The sequence below is a fragment of the Pseudosulfitobacter pseudonitzschiae genome (assembly GCF_900129395.1).
In the GTDB taxonomy this organism is placed as follows: Bacteria; Pseudomonadota; Alphaproteobacteria; order Rhodobacterales; family Rhodobacteraceae; genus Pseudosulfitobacter; species Pseudosulfitobacter pseudonitzschiae.
This window is the reverse complement of the sequence record NZ_FQVP01000006.1, coordinates 225776-250548: the sequence shown is the minus strand read 5'-3', so window position 1 is coordinate 250548 and position 24773 is coordinate 225776. Positions and strand designations below refer to the sequence as shown.

Below are 24773 nucleotides of genomic sequence, written 5' to 3'. Positions count from 1 at the left end.
TTCAATGTGGCGGTTGGCCGGGTTCCCCGCGGGGACCCTGATGGCGACACTGCGGTTGTTGCGGCCCCATGTGGCGGCGGTCGGTGCATAGCTGTTGCGTCCGAAGCGGCGCCACGAATTGATGTTGGGCGCATAAAGCAGCATGGACTGGGCCAGCGTCCTTTGCAGCCCCGCCACCGCATTCAGCAACAGCGGTGCGAGGTCCCCGCCCGTGTCCGCCATCAGGTTCCGGCCCGCCTCATCCGTCAGGCTGGTGTGCAGATGCATCCCCGAGCCGGAGCGCCCGCCAAAGGGTTTTGCCATGAAATTCGCCCGCATCCCGTGACGGATCGCAAGGCCCCGCACCAGCCGTTTCAGCATCACCAGATCATCCGCCGCGCGCAGCCCGCTGTCGCGGTGGCGCAGGGTCAGCTCATATTGTCCGGGCGCGTATTCGGAGATCATGGTTTCGACCGGCAGGCCCTGCGTTTCGGCATGGGCATAAAGCTCGGCGATGAAGGTCTGCATGTTGTCGAGCGGGTCCAGGCTGTAGACCTGATTGGTCTGGTTCAGGTCGCCCGTGATCGGCATCCTTGCGGCCTGCGGGCGGCCATTGGTGTCGCGGGTGGCGTCCAGCAGGTAGAACTCGAGCTCAAAGGCCATGACGGGGTTCATGCCGATCTGGTTGAAGGTCTCGATCTGACGCGACAGCGCATGACGCGGATCGGCGCCCATGCGGGTGCCGTCCAGCTCATACAGGCTGACACGGACCTCGCCGCGTTTTGGTGAGGTCCAGGGCAGTTCCACCAGCGATCCGGCAATCGGCCAGGCGATACGGTCGGCGTCGCCATCGTCCCAGACCAGGCCGGTTTCGTCCACATCCTCGCCCGTGACGTCAAGGCCGAGGATCGAGCCCGGCAGGTGTCGGCCGGATTTGTACAGGCCCGGCAGTTCGTGACGGCGGATGATCTTGCCGCGCGCGATCCCGTTGGGGTCGATCAACACAAGGTCAAAGGCGGAGATGTCCGGGTGTTTCGCAAGAAAGGCTTCGGCCTCTTCGATCGAGGCGGCTTCGTTCGGTCTGGTGTCGGTCATCATTTGCCTTTCCGTGTGACAAGTCGCGTCAGCACGTTTTCATAGGCGCTCAGCAGCCCTTCGACCTGTGCGTCGGTCGTGGTGGGCGCGACCAGCACCATGTTGTGGAACGGTGTCACCAGATAGCCCTGGTTCAGCACACCGATGTGCAGGGCGTGTTGAATGTCGTCAATCGCCGCCGCGCGCGCCTCTGCCGCGTTGCGCACCGGATCAGCCGAGAACACAATTTCGAGCCGCGCGCCAACGCGGCTGACGTGCCACGGCAGCCCTGCGGCGCGGATCGCATCCGTAAAGCCCTGTTCCAGCCGGTCGGCGTGGCGGTTCATGGTGGCATAGGCCTCTGCCGTCATCACTTCTGACAGGCAGGCACGCAGGCAGGCGATTTGCAGCGTGCTGCCCGACAGGGTTGTGCCGATACCGGAATGGCCGATGCCGCTCATCTTGGCGCGGATGTCGGACAGGGCTTTGGCAACCTTCTGCGACATGCCCCAGATCGCGACCGGCACGCCGCCGCCCACGGGTTTGCCGACGACAAAGATGTCCGGGTCAAGCCCATGCACCGCAGTATAGCCGCCAAGGCCAGTCGAGATCGTGTGCGTTTCGTCGATATGCAGCAATGTGCCAGCCGCACGCGTCAGGTCGCGCAGCGCTGTCAGATAGCCCTCGTCCGGCAGGATCATGCCACAGTTCGTCATCACCGGTTCGGCCAGAACGACGGCGATGTCGCCTGCCTCAAGCGCGGTTTTCAGCGCGTCGATATCATTGAACGGAATGCTGACGGTCGTCGTGGTGACATCGACAACCTGACCCAACAGGTTCTTGCGGGCGACGGTTTGACCGTCCTCAAGGTCAACCAGCGTTTCGTCAACGGCACCGTGATAACAGCCATCGAAAACCAGGATCTTGTTGCGCCCCGTCACCGCCCGCGCGACCCGGATGGCAAAGCGGTTCGCGTCGCTTGCGGTGGTGGCAATCTGAAAGACGAAGGGGCCGAAACGGTCCGTCAGCAGCTTGCCGACTTCCGCGACCTCACCCGAGGGCAGCATCGTGGTCAGGCCGCGTGTGCCCGACTTTGACAGCGCCTCGACAATGGGCCGGGGGGCATGGCCGAACATCGCGCCGGTATCGCCAAGGCAGAAATCGACAAGCGTGTTGCCGTCAATGTCGGTCAGGGTGCTGCCAGAGGCGCCAGCGACGGCAAAGGGAAAGGGCATCGGCCAATCCCGCATCCAGTGCTGGGGCACCTGATCGTAAAAACCCGGCGCCCGGTTGGCGAACATGTCCTTGCTGCGCGGTCGAAGCTGTTCGTAAAGCGGTGCTTCGTGCGCAACCATCTCGCGGGCGTTTTCGCACAAGGCCGCGACATCAAGGCCCGGCGAAAGTGTGGCGGTGTTGGTCTGGGTGTTCATGGTGGGCCTCATGCATAAAGTTATAACTTTATTGAGGGTGGAGGCACATTTTGTCAATCGGTATCACAAAATATGGCTAAAATATTGCGATATGGCTGATCCTAAGGCCTTGGATTTTGCAAAAGTTATAACAATTAGCGGGTTTGTCACGGTGGACGGATCACTGCGGACACTGACAGCAGGGCGTGACAGGCCGTCTTTTGGGCGAAGATTCGGCGTGATCTGCCAAGGCTTGAAGATGCCCGTCCCAGGCGTTGTTTCGTGCCGCAATTGTCAGGGCGGTTGTCTTGGGTGGCAGGCTATCCTCAGGCGACCTGTTCCAAGATCTGCCGGCCGCTGCGGCTGATCCCTTCGCGAATGTCGTTTTTGACGGCTTCGCCCAACGCCTCGACGTCCCGCGCCCAAAGCGCGTTGATGATTTGTTTGTGGTGATCCACGCCCGGCACCTGGTTCAGGCGCACCAGCACCTGACGCTGGAATGGCCCCAATTGCAGCCAGACACTTTCGATCACGGGAATACAGACCTGGTGGGGGTTCACTGCATACAGCATCCTGTGAAAATCCTGGTTCAGGATCGTCAGGGCGTCATAGTGCCCCTGGGCCAGGACCCTGTCCATCTCATCGTCAAGCGCGGCCATTTTTTCAATAATGATGTCAGAGATATATGGCACGGATCGCGCGGCTGCATGTACCTCTAACGTGATCCGCAGCGCGACCAGCTCTTCGAAGCGGCCCAGCGTCATGAGGGGTACGGCCATCCGGCGGTTTGGCAAGATCTGCAGCGCATGTTCGGTGCTGAGCCGCCGCACCGCCTCGCGTATGGGGGTTGGGCTTAGGTTCAGCGCCTCGGCCAGTCCCCGCATCGTCAAATGCGCGCCCGGCTCGATTGCTCCGACCATGATCGCATTCCGCAGCCGCGCATAGACGTATTCTTGCGTCGTCCGGTCCGCACCGAAATCGATCTCTGGAACGTTCAGTGTGTCGGCCTTTGCCATGCGATTGTCCCGCGTTTGTTTCCGCTCAGCGACAATATTCGAGAAAAAAATTGACACAAGCTTCAAATGAAATCTAAACACTGAATATGATATCACAAAATTACTCAAGATATCACTTAGGAGTCTCCATGTCTGATTTCAACGTAACGCACTGGCTTGCGGACAGGCCCGAAATTCAATCGATCTTTGCCTGCGTCTGCGATCTGAACGGCACCCTGCGTGGCAAGCGTGTTCCTGTTGATCAGGCCGAGAAAGTGGTCGAGGGCGGCATGCGGATGCCCCTGTCTGTCGTCGGCCTTGATGTCTGGGGCGAGGATATCGAGAACAGCAAGCTGGTCTTTGAAACCGGCGATTCCGACGGTCTGTGCGATTTTACGGGGCGTGATCTTTTGCCCATCACCTGGCTGGACCGGCCCACGGCGATGGCCATGCTCTGGATGCGTCAGGAGAACGGCGCACCGTTCCCCGGCGACCCGCGCCGCGCGCTTGGGAGCATTGTCGAGCGGTACAAGGCGCTTGGCCTGACGCCGGTTGTCGCGTCCGAGCTGGAATTCTACGTCTGCGATCCCTCGGGCGACAAGCCCGAAGCCCCGCGTTCGCCTGTCACCGGAAAACGGCTGGATTCCGACGGTGCCCTGTCACTGGATGAACTTCAGCATTTCGACGGGTTTCTGAACGACGTGTACGATGCCTGCGCGGAACAGGGCATTCCGGCTGATGCGGCCATTTCGGAAAACGGTGCCGGTCAGTTTGAAATCAACCTGATGCATGTCGATGACCCGCTGCGTGCGGCTGACGATGCGGTCTTGTTCAAACGGCTGGTCCGGGGTGTCGCGCGCAAACACGGTTTTGCCGCGACTTTCATGGCCAAGCCCTATGGCGACCGTGCCGGCAGCGGTTTTCACGTTCACTTCTCGCTTTTGAACGAAAAGGGTGAGAACGTCTTTGACAACGGCGGCGAAGAAGGCACGGACATCATGCGCAGCGCCGTTGCCGGGCTTTTGGAGACGATGCAGGAAAACAGCCTTACATTTGCGCCGCATGAAAACTCTTTCCGGCGCTTGCTGCCCGGTGCCCATGCGCCGACGGGCGTGGGTTGGGGATATGAGAACCGGACTGTCGCCGTGCGTATTCCGGGTGGCAGCCCCAAGGCACGGCGCATTGAACATCGTGTCGCCGGTGCCGATGCAAACCCCTATCTGGTGATGACCAGTGTTCTGGGCGGCGCGCTGATGGGGATCGAACAGGCGCTTGTCCCCGCTCCGGCGGTTATTGGCGACGCGTACCGGCAAGAACTGCCGCACCTGCCGCTGGACTGGGCCAGCGCGATCGAGGCCTTCCGGCGTGGCACCCATGTCCCGGACGTCTTTTCCAAACAACTGCAAACCATGCTGGTGGAATGCAAGACACAAGAGCTTAAACGTTTTGCCCGCCACGTTACCGATTTTGAATATCATTCATATCTGGAGGTCGTGTGATGAACGCTGCCAATAACACCTATGCTGGCAACGGTCAGCACACGACAAGCTATTACGCGGCCTCGGCCAACCCTGCACCCAAACGTCCGGCTTTGAGCGGCATCAACGAAGTTGACATCTGCATCATCGGGGCAGGGTACAGCGGCCTGTCGACCGGTCTGCATCTGGTTGAAAAAGGGTACAAGGTGGCCATCGTCGAAGGCGCGCGGGTCGGATGGGGCGCGTCCGGGCGCAACGGCGGCCAGATCGTCAACGGGCTGAACGCCAGCTTGCAAACGATCAAGAAACGCTATGGTCAGGACACCGCGACCTTTGTCGCCGGTCTGGTACAGGAAGGGGGCCAGATCATCCGCGAACGGGTCAAGACTTATGGCATCCAGTGTGACCTGAAAGATAAGAACATCTTTACCGGGCTGACCAGTGCCCACATGAAAGAGCTGGAAGACCGTCAGGCGCTTTGGAAAAGCTACGGAATCGACAATCAGGAACTGCTCGACAAGAACCAGCTGCGCGCCCATATCAACTCGGATCTCTACGAAGGCGGGCTTGTCGACCATTCCGGCGGGCATATGCATCCGTTGAACCTCGCATTGGGCGAGGCTGCCGCGTTCGAAAAACTGGGTGGCATCATCTATGAAATGTCGCCGGTTACGGATGTGGATACCGATGCTGCAAAACCCGTGGTCAAGACGGCCAAGGGCAAGATGTTCTGCAAAACGCTTGTCTTGTGCGGCAATGCCTATCTGGGCCATGTCGTGCCCGCGCTGACGTCGCGCGTGATGCCCGTATCAACCCAAGTTATGGCCACCAAACCGTTGGGCGAGGAGCTGGCGCATTCGCTGATCCCGCAGGACGCTTGCGTCGAGGATATCCGTTATATCCTGGACTATTTTCGCCTGTCTGGTGACAAACGCATGTTGTTCGGCGGTGGAACTGTTTACGGCGGCGCGGACCCGCGCGACATCGAGGCCAAACTGCGCCCCAATATGGAAAAGGTCTTTCCACAGTTGAAAGGCATCCAGATCGACTATGCCTGGAGCGGCAATTTTGCCCTTTCGTTCAGCCGTGTGCCGCAGATGGGCCGGTTGGGCAACAACACTTATTTTGCCCATGGTTATTCCGGCCACGGCGTGACGGGGTCGCACACCTTTGGTCGCATTCTGTCCGAAGCCATCGACGGTGATCTTACGCGGTTTGATGTTTTCGAAAATATCCCCTGGTTTCCCTTCCCGGGCGGCAGGGTGTTCCGCGTTCCCTATTCCGTGATGGGGTCGTGGTGGTACGCGCTGCGTGACCGGCTTGGGGTCTGAAAACCGGCCAACAGGCTTTGACGAAACGCGGCTGTCTCGACGCTGGCAGGCGTTAAGGGAAGAAGATTGGCATTTTCCAGGCCGGGCGCACCCCGGTTGGGATGCCTGCCATTCATGGGGATTGCGATGGCTTTTTCAAAGGCTTACGGCAAAGTAAGCCCTTGAATTTGATGCCTATTTCTGGCAGCAGCCCCCGACGCAATCACCATGGATCGCCATAGGGGTCAGGTCATCGTCATGGTGTGAAAAGCAATCTTAAATACTTGATCAAAAATGCAGCATTACCAACCGATACGCCTGTTGAAATCGGGGAAACGCGCCCTGTGACAGATAATATTCTTGATTGTATACTATTTTGCATCCAAGTTTCTCCAAGCGCGACCTACAAGCGCACTTAAAACAGGGAGTAACACCATGAAGACTTCATTTGCTGCGGCGCTGTCAGGTGCCATTGCCGCTTTGACATTTGCATTTTCCGCCGCTGCACAGGACCTGCCTGACGCGCTGGTGATCGGCACGGAAGGGGCCTATCCCCCGTTCAACTTTACCGAATCCGACGGCAACGTGGCCGGGTTCGAGATCGATCTGGGCAATGCCATGTGCGCCCATATAAAAGTTGAATGCACCTGGGTTACCCAGGACTGGGACGGCATCATCCCCGGCCTGCAGGCCAAGAAATACGATGCGATCATCGCGTCGCTTTACATCACCGACGAACGCCGCAAGGTCATCGCGTTTTCGGACAAATATTATAACGTGCCCTCGCGTTTCGTGGTCGCGACGGACAGCCCCCTGGATATCTCGGCGGACGGCCTGTCCGGGGCCATTGTCGGCACCCAGCGCGCGACCAGCTTTGAGCGCTACCTGACCGCCGAAATGCCCGATGTCGAAGTGCGGCTGTACGGCACGATGGACGAGGCCTATCTCGATCTTGGCTCGGGCCGTGTGGATGCGGTGCTGGGCGATGTTGTTGCCTTGCAGGATGGTTTCCTTGGCACACCAGAAGGCGCGGGTTTCGAGCTGCGCGGGCCGGAATTCACCAACCCTGAGTATTTCGGCTATGGCGCGGGCGTTGCGGTGCGGCAGGATGATCAGGCCATCGCTGACGCCTTTTCCGAGGCGATCAAGGCGCTGCGCGAAAATGGCACCTATCAGGAAATCTCGCAGAAGTGGTTCGGCCTCGACGTTTACGGCAACTGAACCATGGGGTCGGGCAGAACGCCCGGCCCGTGACCCCCAACTTACCCCCGAAAGGATCACATGCCCGATTTTCAGGGATACGGCTGGCTGCTGCTGGATGGTCTGGTGCTGACAGTTGGCGTGGCGATTGCGTCGATGCTGGGCGCCTTGGCCCTTGGCCTGCTGGCGGCACTTGGCAAGCTTTTTGCCCCGCGTGCAGGAAAAATCCTGATCGAGGTCTATACGACCTTTGTGCGCGGTGTGCCGGAACTGGTGTTGCTGCTGCTGATCTATTACGGCCTGCCGACGCTGGTGCAGAACACGGCCGCCAAGGCAGGCTACGACCTGTCGCTGTCGATCAACCCGTTTGTTGCAGGCATTGGCACGCTGACGGTGATCTATGCGGCCTTTGCCTGCGAGGTTTTTCGCGCCGCCTATCTGGCCCTGCCACCGGGCCAGCGCGAGGCCGCCTATGCGCTGGGGCTGAACCCGGTGATCACCTTCCGCAAGGTCGAACTGCCGCAGATGATGCGCTATGCGCTGCCCGGCTTGGGCAATGTCTGGATGGTGCTGGTCAAGGCCACGGCGCTGATTTCCATCATCCAGCTGCCCGAACTGATGCGCAATGCCGACATCGCGGCACGGTCCACGCGGCAGCCGTTCACCTTCTTTTTCGCGGCTTGCCTTTTGTATCTTGCGATCACCGCCATCTCGATGCTGGGGCAGGCGCGGCTTGAACGCTGGGCTGCGCGCGGCACGACCGAGGCCAAAAGCTGATGGACTTCATCCTCGCGAACCTGCCCCGATTCCTCGAAGGTGCATGGATGACCATCCAGCTGGCGTTGTTCAGCTGTTCTTTTGGTCTTCTCATGGCGCTGCCGATCGCACTTGCGCGGCTGTCGCGCAAACGGGTGCTGCGCAGCGCCGCCACGGCTTATGTCTTTTTCTTCCGGGGCACACCGCTGTTGGCCCAGATCTTCCTGATCTACTACGGCAGCGGGCAGTTCCGCCAAGAACTGAGCGCCCTGGGCCTTTGGACCTTCTTCCGGGATCCGTGGTTCTGCGCCCTGCTGTCGCTGACGTTGAACACGGCCGCTTACACCTCTGAAATCCTGCGCGGTGCGATCCAGGCGATCCCGAAAGGAGAAATCGAGGCGGCCAAGGCACTGGGACTGAATCGGTATCTGCTTTTGCGGTTGGTGATCCTGCCCCGCGCCATCCGCATCGGCTGGCCTGCTTACACGAACGAGGTGGTTTACCAGATCCAGGCCACGTCTCTTGTCTCGATCATCACAATCATGGATATCACCGGTGTGGCGCGCACCGTGGGGGCGCGCGACTTTACCTTTTTCGAAGCCTTTGGCCTGGCGGCACTGCTTTACCTTGTTCTGGTCTACGGGTTCATCTTCGTGGCCGGACGGATCGAAAAAAGGCTTGGCGCGCATCTGATCCGGACTGCCGCCGTGAACAAACCCAAGCTCGCAGGGAACATCAGATGAGTGAAACCATACCGCACTCCGCGCTTGCCACGGCCCCTAAGAAACGGGGTGTTCTGCGGGAGAAAGCCTTTTTGACCCTCAAGGACGCCATTCTGAGCGGCAACCTGCAACGCGGCGAACGGCTGTCCGAGGCGCGTCTTATCCAGGAGTTCGGCATTGGCCGCACCCCGCTGCGCGAGGCGTTGAACCGGTTGGAGCGGGAGGGGCTTGTCGTCAGCCAGCCCAACAGCGGCTACTCGGTGGCCAATCTGGATGTGGATGCGGTCTGTGACTTGCTGGTGGTGCGCGAAGGGCTTGACGCCATGGCCGCCGAGATTGCAACGGAAACGGCAAGCGATGCAGAATTGCAGGCCTTGGCACGGGTCATGGATGACATTTATGCGCTGGATCAGGCCCACGAACGCACACCGGAAGTCTATGCGCGCGAGCTGGAGCTGGGGCTTGAGGTGCACGAGGTGATCCTGGCCGCCACGCACAATGCCCCGCTGATCGAGATCACCCGCCGCGTCTACGACCAGCTGCGCCTTGCGCTCTGGGTCGAGGTGCGCTGGATCGATCAATGGTCCATGGCCGTGGCCGAACACCGCGCCATCGTCGAAGCCATGCTGGACCGCGACGCCCCCCGGGCGATGGCTGCGGCGAGGGCGCATGTGCGCTCGTCGCGCGACAACATGCAGATGATCCGCGAGGTTTCGGACCTGCGCCGGTCTCGTGGCAGCCGCATCCCGATGCGCAAAAACACATAAAAGACGGAGCCCCCAATGCGTGACTTTCATTTCCCCGGCCGGTCGGCTGTCCATGCGATGCAGGCCATGGTGGCAACCTCGCATCCCCTGGCGACCGAAGCCGCCATGCAGGTCCTGCGCGAGGGTGGCACCGCGATGGATGCCGCCATTGCGGGATCGGCTGTCATGGCGGTGGTCGAGCCGCAGATGACCGGGATCGGCGGCGATTGCTTTGCGCTGGTCGCGCCAAATGGCGGTGGCGACGTGATCGCCTTTAACGGGTCCGGTCGCGCCCCTGCGACGGCTTCGGCGGACCGTTTGCGCGAACAGGGGTTCACCGACATTCCCGTCGATTCCATTCACGCGGTCACGCTGCCCGGCGCGATTGACGGCTGGTTCCGGCTGCATGGCCGGTTCGGGCGGTTGGAAATGGCCCGGTTGTTGCAGCCTGCCATCGGCTATGCCCGAAACGGCTATCCCGTTCATGCCCGTGTCGCCCGCGACTGGCGCAAAGCCCGGACACATCTGGCCAGGCGGGACGCCGCACGCGCGCTGTTTCTGCCCGGTGGCGATTGCCCGGCCGAGGGCACGATCCACCGCCAGGAGCGTCTGGCCGAGACGCTGGAGATCATCGCAGCCAAGGGCCCGCGTGGTTTTTACGAAGGGCCCGTGGCCGAGGCCATGGTGCGCACGCTGCGCGCGCAGGGCGGCGTACATACTGCCACGGATTTTGCCGGGGTCGCGGGTGATTTTGTCACGCCGATATCGACCGACTACCGGGGACGGACCGTGCACCAGGTGCCGCCCAACAATCAGGGTCTGACCGCGCTGATGATGCTGAACCTGATGGAAGGGTTCGACCTGTCCGCGCTTGCCCCCGGCAGCGCCGAGGCGCTGCATCTGGAAATCGAGACCGCGCGTCTGGCCTATGCCATGCGCGACCGGCACATCACCGAATTGGGCGAGATGAAAGTAACGGTCGAGCAGATCCTGTCCAAATCCTGGGCGGATGAATTGCGCGCGCGGATCACGCCCGACCGCGCCATGACCGACATCGGCCCGCTTGGCCTTGGAACTTCGGACACCGTCTATATGACCGTGGTGGATCGTGACATGAATGCGGTCAGCTTCATCAACTCGATCTTTGACAGTTTCGGCAGCGGTATCCTCTGCCCCGAGACCGGCGTGCTGTTCCAGAACCGTGGCCATTCCTTCTCTCTCGATCCCGATCATCCCAACGTGCTTGCCCCCGGCAAGCGCCCGATGCACACGATCATGCCCGGCATGGTGACAGAACAGGGCAAGCCGGTGCTGTCCTTCGGTGTCATGGGCGGCGACTATCAGCCCTTGGGCCAGGCCCGCGTGATATCGAACCTCTTCGATCACGGGCGCGACCTGCAAGGCGTGCTGGATGCGCCGCGCGTGTTTCCCCTGGGCGATGTGGTCGAGGTCGAGCGCAGCGTGTCGGCGGAAGTGTTGCGCGGCCTTGCGGGCAAGGGCCACACCCTGCGGCTGGCCGAAGACCCGCTTGGCGGTGCGCAGGCGATCCGGATCGACCATGCGCGCGGCACGCTTGTCGGCGCCTCGGACCCCAGGAAAGATGGCTGTGTCGCGGGGTACTAGGGCCTCAGCGGCAACATTGCCCCGGTGATTGGCACGCGGCGGGCGTCACCGACTGTCCCACCGCAGATCCGGGGGGCACTGCCGTTCGGGGGCCTGGATCACCGCGCGTTCACCACACAGCCGTTGAGCCGTGAACCATCGACCTTGCCCCGTGAAATGTCTGCCCAGAATGGCACCAGCCCATCCGGCGCCACCTGATTTACGTCATATGTTGCAGAGGATCGGCTGAGGAACTGGCGCGCACTTTCTTCCAGATCGTTTTCAAAGGCGGCGGCTCCGACGCGGGCGACCACGTCGCTGACGCGGTCAGGTGCGAAGAACAATGCGCGCTCTGACGGCTGTGCGGACTCGGGATGCGTGAAGCCTATGCCGATCACGCGCGTCTCGCCAAAGTCCGGACGCGCGCGAATGGACTTTAGGATATCTTCGCTGCCGGCCACATCCAGAACGGCGACCGAACCTGCGCCGATGTCCGCCGTGTGCGTATAGGGCAGGACCCGCGTCCAGAATCCTGTTCCCTGGACGAAACCGACGCGTTCGGCAGAGGTCAGGCCGATCGGGTTCAAATCGCGCAACTCCCATGCCAGCGCGGTCGATGTCTTGCTTGATGCGCTGGTGACGACGACGTGAGAATAGCGTTTCAGCTCATGTTTCAGGTCGCGGCTGACCATATAGGCAAGAAAGTGCAGCGGTCGCAGCGATGCCTGCGTGATCTGTTCGCGGGTGTCGTCCGGTCCTTTGGGGAGATAGCCGTTATACAGTGGGTTCAGCGCGCTGCGCCGCGCGGTAACGTCACGGAACCCGGCGCGGGTCATCTTTGGCCGCACGGTCAGATGGGAACCTGCGGGCCAGAGACCGTACCACCTGGAGCCAATTTCGAGCGCGGAGCGGCTTTCGACCACAGTCGCATATCCCCAGACCGGCGGGATCATGCGGCCTGCGGGATTGTCAAACAGCGTGTCATAGCCAAAATCACCGGCGGTCTGGACGTAGGTCACATTGTTGGCCGACAGCGCAAAGCTTTGAAGGGCAAACCGGGCCTCGCCGTCCTCTATCGGGACCGGATCGAAAGTTGAAATCACTGCGTTGCCGACCCGGTTCGGATCGACGGACAAATGCCAGGCAAGATGATCTGTGTGCTGTTCCATTGGGGCAGTATAGCCAGGCCGCGGCGCGCATGTGTGACGTTTGCTGACCGTTGGTCAAACCGCGCCGGGTGCCTTGGCCGAGAGCCTGCGCAGGGGAACGGTGCGCGGCTGCGCGAACAGGGCTTCACCCGTCTTGACAAGATGTGCCAGCAGCGCGTCCGGGTCACGCAGGTCGAACAGGTCCCCCACGAGCATCTGACCTCGGTCCGGGTCATTGAGCGCCAGATGCCGCATCCCGAGGATCGAGAAGAGCCGCCAGCCGGTTTCTTCTTCGGAGAACCACGGGGCGGCCTTGCGCAGCGCGTCTATGAATTGGCGATGGACGTTGACTTCAAAGAGGTTCGGATCGCTCACCTCCCTGTCGGCGGACAACCGGGACACCAGGTCAAAGTGCCTGAAAATGCCGAATCCGGTCGACGGGTCGGACGCCCACCTGACCGAGGGTTCCAGAAATGCGTCCAGAATATCGGCCACGCTTGGATTGCCGGAGGTTGCGCGAAAACAGGCGGATTGCAGGCGGGTCAATCGTTCCGCATTGAATTTCAGATAGGTCTTTTCCATGACGCGACGGATCAACCGGTCGCGACTGCCGAAGTGATAGTTGATCGCTGTATGGCTCGTGCCGACACGCTGCGCGATCTTGCGGACCGTGACCTCGTCCAGCGTTTTTGCCTCGATCAGCAGTTCTTTCGCGGCGTCAAAAATGGCTTGGGCGGCTAATGTCTTCATCTGCATGTCTCCGGTCACCCAGGCGCGCGTGACGAGGTCATTTGCCGGACAGGCTGATCCGGTGTGAGGTGCGCCCCATGCCTTGGACAGGATCTGGCGTTTTAAGCTTTGATCTGCGCCTGCGGAACGTGTTGCCTTGCTTGGATTTGCCGTGAGTAGACCACTGCCGGTGGTCTGCCGCCAAGGGTTTTGTGCGGAGGGCGGTCAGGAAAACGACCGGCGCAAATGGCATGTCGGCCAGATCGACACCTATATCGCCTGCAACGGTCTGACTGCGCCCGCAGCGCCGCACGTTGTCAGGTTCGGGCGCCGGAGGTGGAGCGTAGAGGGATGAACCCCGAAGAGGCCGGGGTTACTCTCCGGGGCATTGAAAGCGAAAGATGGTGGCATTATCGGCCGGATCGCGCAGGCGGGTCGCCTTTACGCGAAAGATCGAGGCCAGACGCGCGGCATCGAGAACCTCTCCGGGCGGGCCGCACGCGACCATCCGCCCCTCGTCCATCACGGCGAGGCGGTCACATCCCATGGCCTGGTTAAGGTCATGCAGCGCGATGATCACCGTGACCGGCAAATTGCCCACCAGCCGCAACAGCGACAGCTGGTGATGGATATCAAGATGGTTGGTCGGTTCGTCCAGCATCAACAGGCGGGGTCTTTGGGCCAGGGCACGGGCGATCTGGACCCGCTGGCGTTCACCACCTGAAAGGGTCGCCCACCTATGCTGTGTCATGTGGGCCATGCCCACAGCCTCTAGGGCGTCGTTGACGATGACCCGATCCTGAGCGCCAAAGGGTCTGAGCGCCGAAAGCCAGGGCGTCCGCCCCAGTTCGACCACGTCACGCACCGACAGCGCCTCGGAGGTTTCTGCAATCTGTTCCACAACCGCGATATTCTGCGCGATGTCGCGCCTGCTGAGGCTGGTCAGGGGTTCGCCGTCCAACAGCACGGCGCCGGACGGGCGCGCCAGAAGTCCGGCCAGAAGGCGCAGCAGCGTGGATTTGCCCGAGCCATTGGGACCGATCAGGCCGAATGTTTCGCCCGGGGTGACCTCGAACGAGACATCCTGAACAATGCGCCGTGCGCCGGTCGCCCAGCCAACAGAACGTGCTTCAAGTTTCATAGCCGTCTCCGGTTGCGCACAAGGATCATCGCAAAGCCCGGCGCACCGACAAGCGCGGTGACCACGCCGATCGGCACGACCTGACCGGGGATCAGCATGCGCGAGGCGATATCCGCCAGGATCAAGAAGACAGCCCCCGCCAGGGCCGAGGCAGGCACAAGACGTGCATGCCGTGGGCCGACAACAAAGCGCATGGCATGTGGGATCACGAGGCCGACAAAACCGATGGAGCCGACCAGGCTGACCATTGTGGCGGTCATCAAGGTGACTGCACCGATCAGCATTATTTGCACCTGACGCACTGCGATGCCAAGCGATGCCGCGGACGACACGCCGAAGGAAAACGCGTCCATTGCCCGCGCAAACCACAGGCAGATCAGAAAACCGATCACAGTGACGGGGGCGGCCAAGATCACATCGGGCCAGCGCACGCCCGACAGGTTGCCCAACAGCCAGAACATGAGACCGCGCGCCTGTTCGGCATTTGCCGATTTGGCAATCAGAAATGAGGTCAGCGCGTTGAACAGTTGCGATCCGGCAATGCCAGCAAGCACCAACTGCGCCGAGCCGCCACCCGCTGCACGCGCCAGCATTGCGACCACGGCAAAGGCCAGCGCCGCCCCGATAAAGGCCCCGCCCGAGATACCCAGCAGGCCACCCCCGACACCCAGAATGGTGACGGCAACCGCGCCCGCGCCGGCCCCGGCAGACACGCCCAGAAGATATGGATCGGCCAGGGCATTGCGCACCAGGGCCTGCAGGACGACGCCCGACAGGGCCAGCCCCGCGCCGCAAGCTGCGGCCACCAGGGTGCGCGGCAGCCGATAGCTCCAGATGATGCCCGCGTCGATAGGGTCAACGGCCAGACCGGCATTCCACAGATGGTTGGCAAAACTCGCCGCCACCGTTGACAGCGGCAGCGGCGTTTCCCCGACAATGACACCGGCCAGAATGGCCAGCAGCAACAGTGCCGCCCCTTGGGCAATCCACAGTCCACGGGCGCGCCGTGAAGCGCCGGGGGCGGTCACATCGGTCATTGCAGATCGAATTCCGGCAGGGCACCGGCCAGGGTTTCCAACGCCGTGACATTGCGGATCGACGGGTCCATCGAATGTGCGTTCAGGATGACGATGCGGTTATTCTTTACCGCGTCCATCTGGCTGGCCACCGGATCGGTCCGCAGGAATTCCAGCTTTTTCTCGACGTCATCCGCCTCGAACCGGCGCCGGTCCATCTCGGCCACCACAATCACCGAGGGATTGGCGCGGGCAATCGATTCCCAGCTGACAACCGGCCATTCCTCGTCGCTTTCGACCACATTCCGCAGCCCCAGCTTTTCCATCATATAGCCCGGAGGGCCCTTGCGTCCCGCGACATAGGGGTCGATGTCCATCTCGGTCGACGAGAACCAGAACACCGCCGAGGCATCCTGAAGATCAAGCGCCGTCGCCTTTTCGATCGCGGCCGCTTCGCGGGCCTTCAGGTCCGCCACCATCGCAGCGCCTTTTTCGGAAACATCGAAGATCTGCGCAAGCTGGGTGACGCCTGCATAGATGCTGTCCATTTCGAACATGGCCAGCCGGGTGCCGTCCGATCCGGTGCTGTTGTCCTTGGCCCAGCAATCGGCGGGCAACACATAGGTGGGGATACCAAGATCGGTGAATTGTTCGCGCGTGGCGACGATGCCCTGGGGGCCGATATGCCATTCATATTGCGCCACCACGATATCGGGGCGTTTGTCGACCACGGATTCAAAACTGGGGTCATTGTCTGCCAGACGTTCGATGTCTGCGTTCAGCGCGGCATATTCGGGCAACACTTCGGTGAACCACACCGACGTTCCGGCAACCTTGTCGCCAAGTCCCAGCGCATACAGAACCTCGGTTCCGGCCTGACCGACCGTCACCGCCGTTTCAGGGGCCGCGTCAAAGGTGACTTGGACGCCGCAGTTCTCGATCGTCAGTGGATAGCTTGTCTGGGCCTGAACCACAGGCGCGAACAAGGCCGCGCCCAGCAGGGCCGCCGTCAGGGATGTGTAGGACATTGCATGTCTCCGGTGTGTGATGCGCCCGAAGACAAAGAGGGAATGACGAACCCGTGCATGACCGGCACCACAACCTGAGCGGTTGAAATGCGGGTGCTGGCAATGGCCGATGCCGGTGGGCACCGTGGGATTGGTTTCATTCGACACCTCCCCGGACTCCCCGCCCGGGCCGCGTTGCGTTTATGTCGGCAGGTCTCCTGACTGGCGAGTCTTCACGGCAGCGGCCTTCCCATGGCGCGGTGGCCACAGTGGCATGATCGCTGCACGCTCGTCGCCTACAGTTGCGGGGGCAGTTCCGGTTCACCGGCGGACCGGTGGCGGATTCCCTTTTGATTCCATATGGAAACCGACAGTTCCATTTCTAGTTGGCAATTCCGGCTGTCGCAATGGCTCATTCTGGTCTGGCATTGGTGAAACTCCGCTTCGCGTGTGGTCGGAAATGCTGGTGATACCTATTGCTATGGTTCAGTGATTTGTCTTCGCAACAGGTAGGTGTCCATGATCCAGCCATGCTGTGCCCGTGCCTGCGCCCGCATCTGGATGATCTGCTGTGCGACATCGCCGATGCGACCGTGCGCCAGGATCTGTTCGGGCATACCCAGAAACGCCCCCCACCAGATGCAGGTGTCGGGTGGAAGCATTTGAAAAGAACAGTCCCCGTCCAGCATGACAACCAAGGTCTCGGCGTCTTGCGGCCAACCGTGATCGCGCAGCCGCCGTCCGGTGGTGATGGTCACAGGACCGTTGAGTGTGTTCAACGTCAATACATGCGCCGCCGTCAGGGCCTGAATGGCGGTGATGCCCGGCACAACCCGCAGGCGGGGCGCAGGGCTGAGCCGTCGGGCGATGCGAAGCGTGCTGTCGTACAATGACGGGTCGCCCCAGACCAAAAGCCCCACAGGCCCCGACCGATCCGTTTCGGTCAGCGCGCTTTGCCAGCGGCGGGCAATCTCGTCATGCCAGCGTGCGACCCTTTCGATATAGGGCAGGGCAGGATCACGCTCGGGATAGTCAAAGGCGACAACCTGCGCCTTCGTGCCGCTGGCCTTCAGGATGTCGCGGCGTAACGCGGCAAGGTCGTCCTTGCCTGCACCCTTTTCGGGGACCAGAACGACTGACACGTCGCGCAGGGCTTGCATGCCTTCGGCGGTGACATGTGCCGGGCTGCCGGTGCCTATTCCGATCAGCCAGATATCCAGGGGGGTATCGCTCATTCCGGGGCCTCGGCCAGGGGGCCGTAAAGGATCAGTGCGGCGCTGTCGCCAACCTCCTGCGCCAGCTGCGCGGCCAGCCCGGCAACGTCCGAGCGGGTGATAAGCTGTTCGGGGCGGCTGACATTCTCGGCCAGTATGGCTGGTGTATCGGGCGGCAAACCATGTGCCAGCAGTTTTGCCAGAAGGTCCGGAAAGGTGCGTTTGCCCATGAAAACGACGGTCGAGGCGGTGGGGTCGGCCAGCGCGGTCAGGCTGATGTCACCGGGCAATTTGCCTGTCACGTCATGGCCGGTGACAAATTGGACCCGACGCGCCGTCAGGCGACGGGTCAGCGGTATGCCTGCCGCCGCTGCCGCTGCCACCGCCGAAGGGATGCCGGGAATGATTTCATAGGGGATTCCAGCCGCGCGCAGGGCGACAAGTTCTTCTTCGAGCCGACCGAAAAGCCCGCCGTCACCGGATTTCAGCCGGACAACCCGCTGGTCAATCCTTGCATAATCGACCAGCAGGCGGCTGACATGGTCCTGTCGCGGTGACGCACGCCCGGCACGCTTGCCGACCCCCACAAGGTCTGCGCCCCGGCGCGCATGACTTAGGATTGGTCCGGCACTGAGATCATCGAACAGCACGGCATCGGCGCGTTTCAGTCGGTCCACCGCCTTCAGCGTCAGCAATTCCGGATCGCCGGGGCCCGAGCCCACGAAGCTGACAAAGCCGGTCATTGCGTGGCCTCTTGCGCCGTGATGAGATGAAAGAACGTCCCGGTGACATGCCCCCGGAACGATCCGGTTTCAGGCACCGGTGCACCATCGGCATCGGCCACACGTGCCAAGGGTGCGTCGGGCTGCTCCAGGATGGTGGAGTAGTGGAATTCATGCCCCAGAAGCTGCGCACCGACGTCGTGCCCCGGCATCGCTGTCAGCAGTTCGACGCGTCGATACCCAAGGTGGAACTTGCGTTTCTCGTAGCTGGTCACAAGACCCAGCAGGCCGGCCATTTCATGGGCGGTGCCGTCCTTGTCGATCAGTGCGGTGCCAAGCGCCATGTACCCTCCGCATTCGCCGTGCACGGGCCGTGTCTGGGCGTGGCGGACCATGCCGTCGCGAAAACGGGTTGCCGCCGCCAATCGTCCGGCGTGCAGTTCTGGGTAACCCCCCGGCAACCAGACCAGATCGGCGCTTGGGTCGGGCGCCTCGTCGGCCAATGGGGAAAACGGCAGGATTTCCGCCCCGTCAGCACGCCATCCCTCCAACTGATGCGGATAGGTAAAGGAAAACGCCGCATCCTGCGCCAGCGCAATGCGTCCGGCGGGGGCTGCGGGCAGTGACCCCTTGCGGGCTGTGCCCTGATTGCCGCGCGCCGCGTCGCGCAGCGCAGCCAGGTCGACATGGGCCCGCAGGAAATCCGCATAGCCCGCGATGGCGGCGTCCAGGTCGGGATGTTCGACCGCCTGGATCAGGCCGAGATGCCGTTCAGGCAAGACCAGATCACCGCGCCGGGGCAGGCAACCCAGCACCTTTATCCCGGCCTGTTCCATGCCCAGCCGGGCCAATCTTTCGTGACGCGGCGAGGCGACGCGGTTCAGGATGACACCGGCAAAGGGCAGGTCAGGCCGATAGGCCTGAAACCCAAGCGCGGTGGCAGCGGCGGATTGCGCCTGGCCGCTGACATCGACGACCAGAACCACGGGCCATCCCATCTGAATGGCCGTTTCCGCCGAGCTGCCAAAACCGCTTTGACCTCGGGTCGCAACACCATCGTAAAGCCCCATGGACCCTTCGGCGACACATATGTCAGCGTCCCGCGACTGTGCCGCGACGGCTGCCAAAAGCTGTGGTCCCATCGCCCAGGTGTCCACGTTGAACGAATTTCGCCCGCTCGCTGCGCGGTGAAAGGCAGGGTCGATGTAATCCGGGCCGGATTTATAGGGCTGGACAGCGATGCCTTCGTCAGCCAACGCGCGCAGCAGGCCCAGCATCACCGTTGTCTTGCCCGTGCCCGAGGATGGCGCCGAGATCATCAGGCCGGGTGGAGTCGGAGCCACATCAGTCATCGCCATGGCTCCACCCCGCCCAAGGGCTGTCCGCGGTCTGAGGCCGGTACCGGCGATCGTAGTCCACAGCGTAAAGGCGGCTTTCGTCGAACCCTTCGCCCGCCAGCGCCGGACCCACAAGGATCAGGGCGGTACGCGTGATCCCGGCATCCAGCCGGTCGGCAATATCGGCCAGGGTGCCGCGCACGATCCGCTCGTCCGGCCAGCTTGCGCGGTAGACGACGGCCACCGGACAATCCGCACCATAAGCGGGCGTCAGATCGGCGGTGACCGTTGTGATGTTCTGCACGGACAGGTGAATGGCCAGCGTTGCACCCGTGGCCGCGAAGTTTGCCAAAGTCTCGCCTTTGGGCATGTTCGAGGCCCGTCCGGGGGTGCGTGTCAGCACCACCGATTGCGCCAGCCCCGGCAGGGTCAGTTCGGTGCCAAGCGCGGCGGCGGCTGCGGCAAAGGACGGCACGCCGGGCGTGACCGAAACGGGAATATCCAGCGCACGCAGGCGGCGGATCTGTTCGCCCATGGCGGACCAGACCGACAGATCGCCCGAATGCAGCCGCGCCACATCATGCCCTGCGGCATGGGCCTCTTGCATATGCGTGATGATCGCATCCAGATCGAGCGACGCCGTGTTGATCACCAGCGCATCCTTGGGGCAATGGGCCAGAATGGCTTCTGGGACAAGCGAGCCTGCATAAAGGCAGACCGGCGAGGCGGCGATGATGTCGCGCCCTCGCAGGGTCAAAAGGTCGGGTGCGCCGGGACCGGCACCGATGAAATGGACGGTCATGTCGCGTCTCCTATTGCGATTGCACAGGTCGCCAGCCTGTCATGTGAAATCACCCGCGCCGCCAGCAGGCGGGCGCCGGGTCCTGCTGCGGCCAGCGCCGCGGCTTCGGCAACGCTGCCGGTGTCATAGTGGGTGTGTGATGCGGCCGAGTGTGTCTGGACCGGCTGTTGTCTGAGTGTATCGACCTGGACCGCGACAACCGGAAGCCCAAGCGCCCGGGCAAGCCCCGCAAACGGCGCTGCATCAGCCTTGGCCGCCGCGGTTGCCAGGCAGTCGGGTGCAATGGCCTGCAACTCGAGCGCATTGCGCAGGCTGTCCACATGCGCCCCGTCGCGGAAACCGAACCCTGCGACGATCATAGGGTCACGCTCCACTGCACAATCGGAAAGCTGGCTTTCCAGCCTCGTCCGGGACCCAGCGGCGCGGCACGGGCCAGTTCGATCCGCAAGAGGTCACCCCCCCGTCGTTCGTGTGCCTTCAACAACACCGCCTCGCTTTCCAAGGTGACAGCATTGGCCACCAGCCGCGTACCTGCGGGCAGGTTCCCGTCAATCCAGTCCAGCAGCGCCTGGGACAGCCCCCCGCCGACAAAGACGCAATCGGGCCGCGTCAATCCTTGCAGCGCGGCGGGTGCGACCCCTTCGACAACTTGCAGCCGGTCCACGCCAAGCGCTGTGGCATTTGCCGTGATCCGTGCGGCGCGCGCGGGGTTTTGTTCGATTGTCGTCGCGCTCAGGCTTGGATCGCTCAGCAGCCATTCAATCGCAATCGATCCTGAGCCGCCGCCAATGTCCCAAAGATGTTCGAACGGACGTGGCGCCAGTGCCGAGAGGGTCATCGCCCGCACCGGCTGTTTCGTCATGGTGCCGTCGCTGTCGAAAAAAGTGTCCGGCCTGCCGCTGGCCAGAGGCAGGGCAATGCCTGTGCCTGCAACCTCGATTGCCGCGCAAACCGGATGGGCATAGTTGCCGCCGACACTTTCATCAGCACGCAGGTCGCTGCGCCGCATGTTCGGCCCACCCAGCGATTCCAGCACGCTGATCGCGGAGGCACCCCAGCCTTGTGCCACCAGATACTGCAACAACGACGACACGGCCGCACCGTCGCGCAACAGCACGATCAGCCGCACACCCGGCGCCAACGCAGGGCGCAGGCGTGACAGCGGCGCGGCATGCAGCCCGAAACAGCGCGTGGTCTCTAACGGCCAGCCCATCGCACCAGCCGCAAGCGAAAAGGTAGAGACCCCCGGCAATGTCCGCCATTCCCCCGGTGCCAGGTGGCGCATCATGCTGCCGCCTGCACCGAACCAGAACGGGTCACCCGACGCCAGCATGACGACACGCCTGCCACGATATCCCAGCAGGGTTTCGATGCCGTCGGCAAAAGGCACGGGCCACGTCACGCAGTCCGCCCGCAGTGGCGGCAGAAGGGACAGGTGGCGTGCCGCGCCCATGACGATTTCTGCATCTTCCAGCGCGGCAAGACTTGCACGCGACAGGCCTTCTGGCGCATCTTCGCCAATCCCGAGTATGGTCAGCCAAGGAGTATCAGGCATGCAGAGCAACCCCCTCGTCCTTGGTGGCACGACCGAGGCAACGGCGCTGTGCCGTGCGCTGAGCGACGCGGGTATCGGCGGCACAATTTCCTTGGCAGGCCGTGTGGCGCGTCCTTTGCAGCAGCCCTTGCCGCAGCGCATCGGCGGGTTCGGCGGCGTTGCGGGACTGGTGCAATATCTGACCGACCACCGCATCAGCCATGTCATTGATGCCACGCATCCCTTTGCCGCACAGATGAGCACCAATGCGATCCAAGCCTGTGCATTGGCGCATGTGCCGTTGATTGCACTGAGCCGCGAACTGTGGCGCGCGGGGGCGGGTGATAACTGGACCCATGTGCGCGATATTGCAGGTGCGGTCGCGGCCCTGAACCGTCCTGCGGCCCGTGTCATGCTGGCCGTCGGACGCATGCACCTTGCCGAATTCAGCCCGAACCCGCAGCATTTCTATTTGCTGCGCTTGATCGACGCGCCAGAAGAACGGATGCCCTTTCCCGATCACCGCATCGTGCTGGATCGCGGTCCGTTCACCTATCAAGGCGACCTTGAACTCATGCAGCAGAACGGGATCAACCTGGTCGTGTCCAAAAATTCCGGCGGCACCGGCGCGCGGGCCAAGCTGCTGGCGGCGCGCGCCCTTGGAATTCCCGTCGTGATGATTGATCGGCCCGACCTTCCACCGCGCCTGGAAACCTATGAGGTTTCCGCTGTTCTGGACTGGCTGCGTCATGGCAGGACCGATCTGGGCGTATAGACGATCTTGCGCCGCGCGCCTGTGATGATCCGTGTGTTGGACGCACCCACGATGACCACCGTGCGCATGTCTGCCATTTCGGGGCGCGCGTCATTCAAAGGCACGACGCTGATCTGTTCGTCCGGCGTGGACACCGCACGGGCAAACACAACCGGGCGCGCATCGGCGCAGGCCATCTGCAAAAGGTCCAGTGCGCGGGCAAAGCCCTCGGGTCGGGATTTTGAACGTGGGTTGTAGAACGCCATGGCGAAATCGCCCTCGACCGCGAGGCGCAAACGCTTTTCGATCAGGGTCCAGGGCTTGAGATTGTCGCTTAGATTTATTGCGCAGAAATCATGTCCCAGCGGCGCACCGACCCGTGCGGCAGCGGCCAGCATGGCGGTGATGCCCGGCAGCACCTCGATGTCCAGATCGCGCCAACTGGCAGGACCGTCTTCCAATGCCTCGAACAGGGCCGAAGCCATGGCAAAGACGCCGGGATCGCCCGACGAGACCACCACGACCTTGTGCCCCTGAAGGGCCAGCGACAGCGCATGGCGTGCGCGGTCAAGCTCGACCCGGTTGTCGCTGGGATGCAACGTCAGCCCCGCGCGCGGGGCAATCCTGGCGACATAGGGGATATAGCCGATCACATCGCTGGCCTGTGCCACGGCATCCGACACCTGCGGGGTGACCAGATCATCCGATCCCGGTCCCAAGCCTACGATTTTCACCCAACCCGTCATGGCCTGCGCCCCTGACCGTGGACGACGATGATCGAGAAATAGGGCGTGACCTGTCCTGCGGCCTCGGACAGGCGTCGGACCGTCTGACCCGGCATGCTGGCGTATTCGATCAACCAGGCGTCGTCGTATTTTCCTGCCGCGGTCAAAGCTGCACAGACCTTTTCAATGTTGCGCCCGATCTTCATCACGACCAGCGCATCGGTTGTTTTCATCCGCTCTGTCAACTGCTCTGCGCTGAGCGTTCCCATGAGCACCGTCAGAACATCGTCGCCCCAAGTGATCGGGCTGCCCGTGGCCGTCCAGGCGGCGGACATTCCCGTCACTGCCGGAACGACCTGCACCGGAACGTCATCTTTCAACCGCGTGTAAAGATGCATGAAAGAGCCATAGAAGAACGGATCGCCCTCGCTCAGCACGACCACATCCTCGCCGCCAGTGGCAAGGGCGCGCAGGTGCGCGGCGCAGTCTTCGTAAAAGCGGGACAGAATTTCGTTGTACTGCGGGTCGGTCAGGGGCACTTCGGTTGTGATCGGATATTCCATCGCGAATTCAACGACATCCGGGTGCAGCAGCCCCTCGATGATGGCGCGTGCCTGGCCGGTGCGACCGGCCTTGCGGAAATAGGCGACATGTTTAGCGCCGGTCAGCAACCGGTGCGCGCGCAAGCTCATCAGGTCCGGGTCACCGGGCCCCAGGCCGACGCCATGGATTGTACCAACGCTCATTCCTGTGTGCTCGCGATGGCGTTCACTGCGGCCACGGTGATGGCACTGCCGCCAAGGCGACCTTCGACGATACAGCACGGCACCGGCTGATCCGCCCAAAGTGCATCCTTGCTTTCGCGGGCTCCGACAAAGCCGACGGGGCAGCCGATGATTGCGGCAGGGCGCGGGCATGCGGGGTCTTCCAGCATGTTCAGCAGGTGGAACAGCGCGGTCGGCGCGTTGCCGATGGCAACAACCGCACCGTCCAGATGCGGCCGCCACAACTCCAATGCGGCGGCGGATCGGGTGTTCCCCATTTCCGCGGCCAGTTCGCGCACCCGTGGGTCCTGCAACGTGCAGATCACCTGATTGTCTGCCGGCAGGCGCGCGCGGGTCACACCCTCGGATACCATGCGCACATCGCACAGAACCGGTGCGCCGTCCTTCAATGCCGCCCGCGCGGCGTCGGCAAAGCCAGGCGACAGCTTTACGTCCCGTTCCAGGCCGACCAGTCCGGCGGCGTGGATCATCCGCACGACGATGGATTCCTCTGATGGGGAAAAGCGGGCCAGGTCAGCCTCGGCGCGGATCATGGCAAAGGACTGGCGGTAGATTTCTGCGCCATCGGTTTCATAAGTATAGGTCATT

25 protein-coding genes and 1 riboswitch are annotated in these 24773 nt (G+C 62.3%); of the genes, 8 read left to right on the top strand and 17 right to left on the bottom strand.

The window, feature by feature from the left end:
• The 3 genes from BUC08_RS18515 to BUC08_RS18505 form a co-directional block, all read right to left on the bottom strand.
• Nucleotides 1-1074 (bottom strand): glutamine synthetase family protein (locus BUC08_RS18515; protein ID WP_073194346.1); only part of this gene is annotated, 1074 nt, incomplete at its 3' end.
• Complete coding sequence (locus tag BUC08_RS18510) at nt 1074-2483, bottom strand: transaminase (RefSeq protein ID WP_037927346.1); 1410 nt, start codon at nt 2481-2483, stop codon at nt 1074-1076. The genes BUC08_RS18510 and BUC08_RS18515, both read right to left, overlap by 1 nt.
• Nucleotides 2484-2788: 305 nt before the next feature.
• Entirely contained in the window at nt 2789-3478 is a 690-nt protein-coding gene (locus BUC08_RS18505; RefSeq protein WP_037927349.1) for a GntR family transcriptional regulator, read from the bottom strand.
• A 128-nt stretch (nt 3479-3606) separates the two neighbouring features.
• On the opposite strand from BUC08_RS18505, the gene BUC08_RS18500 reads away from it, so the two are divergent.
• The 7 genes from BUC08_RS18500 to ggt all read left to right on the top strand — a co-directional run bounded on the left by BUC08_RS18500 (nt 3607) and on the right by ggt (nt 11292).
• Nucleotides 3607-4956 carry a glutamine synthetase family protein gene (locus BUC08_RS18500; RefSeq protein ID WP_037927354.1) on the top strand — a complete coding sequence of 450 codons (1350 nt, stop codon included), beginning with the start codon at nt 3607-3609 and terminating at the stop codon, nt 4954-4956.
• Nucleotides 4956-6266, top strand: coding sequence for an NAD(P)/FAD-dependent oxidoreductase (locus BUC08_RS18495; protein ID WP_037927356.1), 1311 nt, complete (start codon nt 4956-4958; stop codon nt 6264-6266). The genes BUC08_RS18500 and BUC08_RS18495 overlap by 1 nt, the downstream gene beginning before the upstream one ends.
• Before the next feature lie 414 nt (nt 6267-6680).
• Nucleotides 6681-7466 carry a lysine/arginine/ornithine ABC transporter substrate-binding protein gene (locus BUC08_RS18490; protein ID WP_037927360.1) on the top strand — a complete coding sequence of 262 codons (786 nt, stop codon included), beginning with the start codon at nt 6681-6683 and terminating at the stop codon, nt 7464-7466.
• A 60-nt stretch (nt 7467-7526) separates the two neighbouring features.
• Entirely contained in the window at nt 7527-8222 is a 696-nt protein-coding gene (locus tag BUC08_RS18485; protein WP_037927365.1) for an ABC transporter permease, read from the top strand.
• Nucleotides 8222-8944: an ABC transporter permease gene (locus BUC08_RS18480; protein WP_037927368.1), complete on the top strand. Its 723-nt coding sequence runs from the start codon at nt 8222-8224 to the stop codon at nt 8942-8944. The genes BUC08_RS18485 and BUC08_RS18480 overlap by 1 nt, the downstream gene beginning before the upstream one ends.
• Entirely contained in the window at nt 8941-9690 is a 750-nt protein-coding gene (locus BUC08_RS18475) for a GntR family transcriptional regulator (RefSeq protein WP_051694453.1), read from the top strand. The genes BUC08_RS18480 and BUC08_RS18475 overlap by 4 nt, the downstream gene beginning before the upstream one ends.
• Before the next feature lie 15 nt (nt 9691-9705).
• A complete protein-coding gene (gene ggt, locus BUC08_RS18470; RefSeq protein WP_037927370.1) occupies nt 9706-11292 on the top strand; it encodes a gamma-glutamyltransferase in 1587 nt (528 codons plus the stop codon).
• Between the two features lie 98 nt (nt 11293-11390).
• On the opposite strand, the gene BUC08_RS18465 is transcribed toward ggt, so the two are convergent.
• The 11 genes from BUC08_RS18465 to BUC08_RS18415 form a co-directional block, all read right to left on the bottom strand.
• A complete protein-coding gene (locus BUC08_RS18465; RefSeq protein WP_051694455.1) occupies nt 11391-12440 on the bottom strand; it encodes a DUF2855 family protein in 1050 nt (349 codons plus the stop codon).
• A gap of 54 nt (nt 12441-12494) precedes the next feature.
• Nucleotides 12495-13169, bottom strand: a complete 675-nt coding sequence (locus tag BUC08_RS18460) for a TetR/AcrR family transcriptional regulator (RefSeq protein ID WP_159436704.1) — start codon at nt 13167-13169, stop codon at nt 12495-12497.
• Nucleotides 13170-13521: 352 nt separating this feature from the next.
• A complete protein-coding gene (locus BUC08_RS18455; protein WP_037927376.1) occupies nt 13522-14289 on the bottom strand; it encodes an ABC transporter ATP-binding protein in 768 nt (255 codons plus the stop codon).
• The gene (locus tag BUC08_RS18450) at nt 14286-15326 is read right to left on the bottom strand and encodes a FecCD family ABC transporter permease (protein WP_037927379.1); all 1041 of its coding nucleotides are present in this window, start codon (nt 15324-15326) and stop codon (nt 14286-14288) included. The genes BUC08_RS18455 and BUC08_RS18450 overlap by 4 nt, the downstream gene beginning before the upstream one ends.
• Nucleotides 15323-16333 carry an ABC transporter substrate-binding protein gene (locus BUC08_RS18445; protein ID WP_037927383.1) on the bottom strand — a complete coding sequence of 337 codons (1011 nt, stop codon included), beginning with the start codon at nt 16331-16333 and terminating at the stop codon, nt 15323-15325. Before BUC08_RS18445 ends, BUC08_RS18450 begins: the two co-directional genes overlap by 4 nt.
• 170 nt (nt 16334-16503) lie before the next feature.
• A riboswitch (cobalamin riboswitch) is annotated at nt 16504-16699 on the bottom strand.
• A gap of 92 nt (nt 16700-16791) precedes the next feature.
• Nucleotides 16792-17547, bottom strand: a complete 756-nt coding sequence (cobF, locus tag BUC08_RS18440; protein ID WP_037927387.1) for a precorrin-6A synthase (deacetylating) — start codon at nt 17545-17547, stop codon at nt 16792-16794.
• Entirely contained in the window at nt 17544-18269 is a 726-nt protein-coding gene (gene cobA, locus BUC08_RS18435) for a uroporphyrinogen-III C-methyltransferase (RefSeq protein WP_037927390.1), read from the bottom strand. The genes cobF and cobA overlap by 4 nt, the downstream gene beginning before the upstream one ends.
• Nucleotides 18266-19600, bottom strand: a complete 1335-nt coding sequence (locus BUC08_RS18430) for a cobyrinate a,c-diamide synthase (RefSeq protein WP_037927700.1) — start codon at nt 19598-19600, stop codon at nt 18266-18268. The genes cobA and BUC08_RS18430 overlap by 4 nt, the downstream gene beginning before the upstream one ends.
• Nucleotides 19593-20387 carry a precorrin-4 C(11)-methyltransferase gene (gene cobM / locus BUC08_RS18425; RefSeq protein WP_037927393.1) on the bottom strand — a complete coding sequence of 265 codons (795 nt, stop codon included), beginning with the start codon at nt 20385-20387 and terminating at the stop codon, nt 19593-19595. The genes BUC08_RS18430 and cobM overlap by 8 nt, the downstream gene beginning before the upstream one ends.
• Entirely contained in the window at nt 20384-20746 is a 363-nt protein-coding gene (locus tag BUC08_RS18420) for a cobalamin biosynthesis protein (RefSeq protein ID WP_037927396.1), read from the bottom strand. The genes cobM and BUC08_RS18420 overlap by 4 nt, the downstream gene beginning before the upstream one ends.
• A complete protein-coding gene (locus BUC08_RS18415; protein ID WP_037927400.1) occupies nt 20743-21942 on the bottom strand; it encodes a bifunctional cobalt-precorrin-7 (C(5))-methyltransferase/cobalt-precorrin-6B (C(15))-methyltransferase in 1200 nt (399 codons plus the stop codon). Before BUC08_RS18415 ends, BUC08_RS18420 begins: the two co-directional genes overlap by 4 nt.
• Between BUC08_RS18415 and BUC08_RS18410 the strand changes: the two genes are divergently transcribed.
• Nucleotides 21941-22696, top strand: coding sequence for a cobalt-precorrin-6A reductase (locus BUC08_RS18410; protein ID WP_037927403.1), 756 nt, complete (start codon nt 21941-21943; stop codon nt 22694-22696). The genes BUC08_RS18415 and BUC08_RS18410 overlap by 2 nt on opposite strands.
• Here BUC08_RS18410 and cobJ read toward each other — a convergent pair.
• From cobJ to BUC08_RS18395, 3 genes are read right to left on the bottom strand one after another with little or no spacing between them, the layout of a single operon-like run.
• Entirely contained in the window at nt 22669-23421 is a 753-nt protein-coding gene (gene cobJ / locus BUC08_RS18405) for a precorrin-3B C(17)-methyltransferase (protein WP_037927405.1), read from the bottom strand. The two genes, BUC08_RS18410 and cobJ, sit on opposite strands and share 28 nt — an antisense overlap.
• Nucleotides 23418-24146, bottom strand: a complete 729-nt coding sequence (gene cobI, locus BUC08_RS18400; RefSeq protein ID WP_037927408.1) for a precorrin-2 C(20)-methyltransferase — start codon at nt 24144-24146, stop codon at nt 23418-23420. The genes cobJ and cobI overlap by 4 nt, the downstream gene beginning before the upstream one ends.
• Nucleotides 24143-24772 carry a precorrin-8X methylmutase gene (locus BUC08_RS18395; RefSeq protein WP_037927411.1) on the bottom strand — a complete coding sequence of 210 codons (630 nt, stop codon included), beginning with the start codon at nt 24770-24772 and terminating at the stop codon, nt 24143-24145. The genes cobI and BUC08_RS18395 overlap by 4 nt, the downstream gene beginning before the upstream one ends.
• Between the last annotated feature and the right edge of the window lies 1 nt (nt 24773).